Source organism: Bacillus sp. JJ1127, assembly GCF_036965845.1.
In the GTDB taxonomy this organism is placed as follows: Bacteria; Bacillota; Bacilli; order Bacillales; family Bacillaceae_G; genus Bacillus_A.
In genome coordinates, this window is record NZ_JBALQK010000041.1 from 7,033 (window position 1) to 10,071 (window position 3,039).

Below are 3,039 nucleotides of genomic sequence, written 5' to 3' on the forward strand. Positions count from 1 at the left end.
CCCATCTTCAAGCGCGTGATGGGCAAGAGCCCGGTGGTAAGGTGGGGATTATTAGCTTCTGTAAAGTTCAATACTTCCTCTGTCGGTGCGTCACCTTCGAACTAGAAAAAATGTTTAATCTTATTTTAGCGTGCCAAAAATTCAATAAAACAACAGTTGAAATCTTAAGGAAAGTATAAAAAGATCACCAGTTTGATAATCCCTTCTTAAACCAACGTAACCGGTTGTATAAGTACAATCTTTCGCAAACTTACTTCTTCCATCTAAACGACTTTAATCCCAAATCCTATCCATCTTCCATCTATATCTTCAATTACAAATTCTTTATTATTGTAATCTGTTTTATCTAATGAACGGACAATTTTTACATTCGACTTTATAAACTCTTTTTGAAGTTCTTCTTGATTTATTGTGATAAAGTAAGCGTCATAACCATATCCATATAAGTCCCTATTGGGAATTACTTTTTGCCTGTTAGACTTAGTTAAGATAATTTCCGTTGTATCCCGATATAAACAAATGTGCGGTTCATTGACATCCATATACTGGACAGCTTTAAAACCCATCTTTTGTTCATAAAAATTTGCAGTTTTTATTATATCTGGTGTTGGAAAAATACAGTGTGACCCTATTAATAGATTCTTCATTTTGTCTTCTCCTCTTAAAAATTTCGGGATTATTTCTATACTGGGTGTGTATATTCCTTCTTCAACTAAACTTGGTTAAAGAACACACTAATTTCATTATATGTTATTTAACTGATAAATCAGTTAATCCTATTCCAAAACAACAAGCTTTACGAAAACGACGAAATAAAAAGACAGGATGCGTTAACATCTTGTCTTTTTATTTTATATATCCCGCTACAACATAGTTCTGTAATGATGCAAAAACTTGTGAGGGTAAATGCATTCATCTATTAGATTCCCGTACCATGTTCCGAATAAAATACAGTAATCTCTTGTTTTAATGTAGGTGCTGCATTCTTTTTGACAATAGGACTATTTAAACTAAATGATAATACTGCAACGCTGATTACACCTAATAATGCAATTTTAATTTTTTTCATTTTAAACGCCCCTTTTCTTTTAATAACGTTCTAGCTTCATGGCTCAAATGATAATAATCACATGCTTTATCTTTCACACCCATATTGTACCATTTAACTGCTAATAATTCTGTAGAAATTTGTACATCCTTCCATAAGTCTTGTTCTTTAAAATAAGAAAGTGCTTCAGTCACAACTTCTTCTAGTTTTTCAATAGGTTCATTGTTATTTATGCTTTTCAGAATGTTTAAATGATACTTATATTCTCGATTACAAACCTTTAAACCTTCAGCTATATAAAAAGTGGCATCTTTATTTTCGTTTAACTTAATGTGTTCACGAGCTAATAGGAACGTTACTCTTCTTTGATAATGCTCTTTTGTATGCTGACAACCTTTAAAAACTTCTGTCAAATGGCGTATAGCTAAATCAGAAAGGTTTTGTTCAGCATAAAATACACCTAAATTACTACGAACCTTTAAAGCTAATGGATGCTCATTAAGTTGTTGGAACATATTTAGAGCGGAAATCAAATATTCTTCTGCCATGTCAAATTGCTCCAAAGTAACACAAGCCATACCTAATGTGTTTTTGCATGCTCCAACTTTTATTTCGTAATCTTCATGACTAGAAAAGTAATCAAGAGCTTTTGTAGCGTAATTGATCGCCAAAGTAGGTTGTGATAAATAATAATGGTATAGCGCAACACGGTAATAATACTCTGCTTTTTCTGCTTCATTTGGTATCATATTTAGTAGATTGCCTGCAAGTTCACGATGGTACTCTGCATTATTATAGTTTCCAACTTCTGTGTCATAGATAAATTTGAAAAAATGATAATAATACTTTAATAAACAATCTGGCATATCTTTTATGTAATCAAATGCTTCAAACTCTTTTTCAAAATCACCGTTTAACATCCGATATCTGAAATTTAACAAGGAGTAATAAATAAAAGAATCTGTATTTTCTTTAGCATTGTTAAATATATTATCGGCTTCCTTTTTTAGGACAGCTGCTTTATCTAAATGTTGAGAAAGCATTTCATGATACCATTCTTTTAATAACTCATACTCCTTATTAACGACAGTCCTTATCTCCATGTAAATCCCCCTTCCCAAGAATATTATCTAAATATTACCACAAATAACCCTATTAAAGAGCATAATTACTTGGATACTATTTATTGAGAAATAATTATCAGGTTATTCTGTTGTGACATTTGATTCCGAGATACAAATAAACAATTCTAAATTTGCTTACTTCAACGGGATTGTAAATAACCTAAGGCATACACATGCGACAATGCTGATCGAGCAAATGTTAATGTAAAGTTAATATCTTCTCGATTAGGCCATAGCTCAATTAAGACCACTTTAGGTACTTATAACCATGTGTTAGCGCGTACGGGCAAGTCTGTATCGGATGAACTCGAAAAAATTGTTGTGACCGATTAAGTGACCAAGCACATGAAGAAGAGAACTCTAAATCTCCTCCTGCATTTCAACAGCATATTTCAACTTCTGCAACATATACCCGATGCCTTTACATCCTTCTAATGGATAAGAAATGATTTCTTCTGGATATAGTTTTGTCACCACTTTTTTATGTTTCTTTCCTGCAAGTAGGACAATTTCATCAAACTCTAGTAATCCTTTATCAACCATTTGTTTTTTTAGTTGTTTTATACTAATAATCTCATTACTTTTCGAATTAAAAGCAAGATCATAGTTTTCTTTCACAATATCAGTTGGAAGTAAAAATCCATGTCTCGCCGATAAAATAACCCAATGTGTGAAAAATTGAGAAGCGTATGCTTGGCATGCTTTTCCAAACGGACTGATGTATACATCCTTTGCTTCTGTTGGCCCCTTATCAGGGTACTTATCCCAAATCTTCTTTTTCCCACATGGAATAATGCATAATCTTTTCATTGTTACCTTCTACCTCGCTTCAAACGTGATCACAAAATTTCTATTCATCTGTAATTT

At 32.4% G+C, this 3,039-nt stretch carries 4 protein-coding genes and 1 pseudogene; 1 reads left to right on the forward strand and 4 read right to left on the reverse strand.

Annotated elements, in window-relative coordinates; translation table 11 throughout:
• Positions 1 to 263: 263 nt before the first annotated feature.
• The 3 genes from V7183_RS05100 to V7183_RS05110 all read right to left on the reverse strand — a co-directional run bounded on the left by V7183_RS05100 (position 264) and on the right by V7183_RS05110 (position 2,151).
• Complete coding sequence (locus tag V7183_RS05100) at positions 264 to 647, reverse strand: VOC family protein (RefSeq protein WP_097898284.1); 384 nt, start codon at positions 645 to 647, stop codon at positions 264 to 266.
• A 272-nt stretch (positions 648 to 919) separates the two neighbouring features.
• Positions 920 to 1,069, reverse strand: a complete 150-nt coding sequence (locus V7183_RS05105; RefSeq protein WP_097898283.1) for a Phr family secreted Rap phosphatase inhibitor — start codon at positions 1,067 to 1,069, stop codon at positions 920 to 922.
• Complete coding sequence (locus tag V7183_RS05110; protein WP_335358905.1) at positions 1,066 to 2,151, reverse strand: tetratricopeptide repeat protein; 1,086 nt, start codon at positions 2,149 to 2,151, stop codon at positions 1,066 to 1,068. Before V7183_RS05110 ends, V7183_RS05105 begins: the two co-directional genes overlap by 4 nt.
• A 175-nt stretch (positions 2,152 to 2,326) precedes the next feature.
• On the opposite strand from V7183_RS05110, the pseudogene V7183_RS05115 reads away from it, so the two are divergent.
• A pseudogene (locus V7183_RS05115) lies at positions 2,327 to 2,505 on the forward strand (tyrosine-type recombinase/integrase); the annotation flags it as partial.
• Between the two features lie 27 nt (positions 2,506 to 2,532).
• On the opposite strand, the gene V7183_RS05120 reads toward V7183_RS05115, so the two are convergent.
• A complete protein-coding gene (locus tag V7183_RS05120) occupies positions 2,533 to 2,982 on the reverse strand; it encodes a DUF6884 domain-containing protein (protein WP_097898281.1) in 450 nt (149 codons plus the stop codon).
• Positions 2,983 to 3,039: the final 57 nt, after the last annotated feature.

What these genes read in the sequence shown, in the direction of transcription:
- V7183_RS05100 (WP_097898284.1), bottom strand. Translation starts at nt 647, where the DNA reads ATGAAGAATCTATTAATAGGGTCACACTGTATTTTTCCAACACCAGAT.
- V7183_RS05105 (WP_097898283.1), bottom strand. Translation starts at nt 1,069, where the DNA reads ATGAAAAAAATTAAAATTGCATTATTAGGTGTAATCAGCGTTGCAGTA.
- V7183_RS05110 (WP_335358905.1), bottom strand. Translation starts at nt 2,151, where the DNA reads ATGGAGATAAGGACTGTCGTTAATAAGGAGTATGAGTTATTAAAAGAA.
- V7183_RS05120 (WP_097898281.1), bottom strand. Translation starts at nt 2,982, where the DNA reads ATGAAAAGATTATGCATTATTCCATGTGGGAAAAAGAAGATTTGGGAT.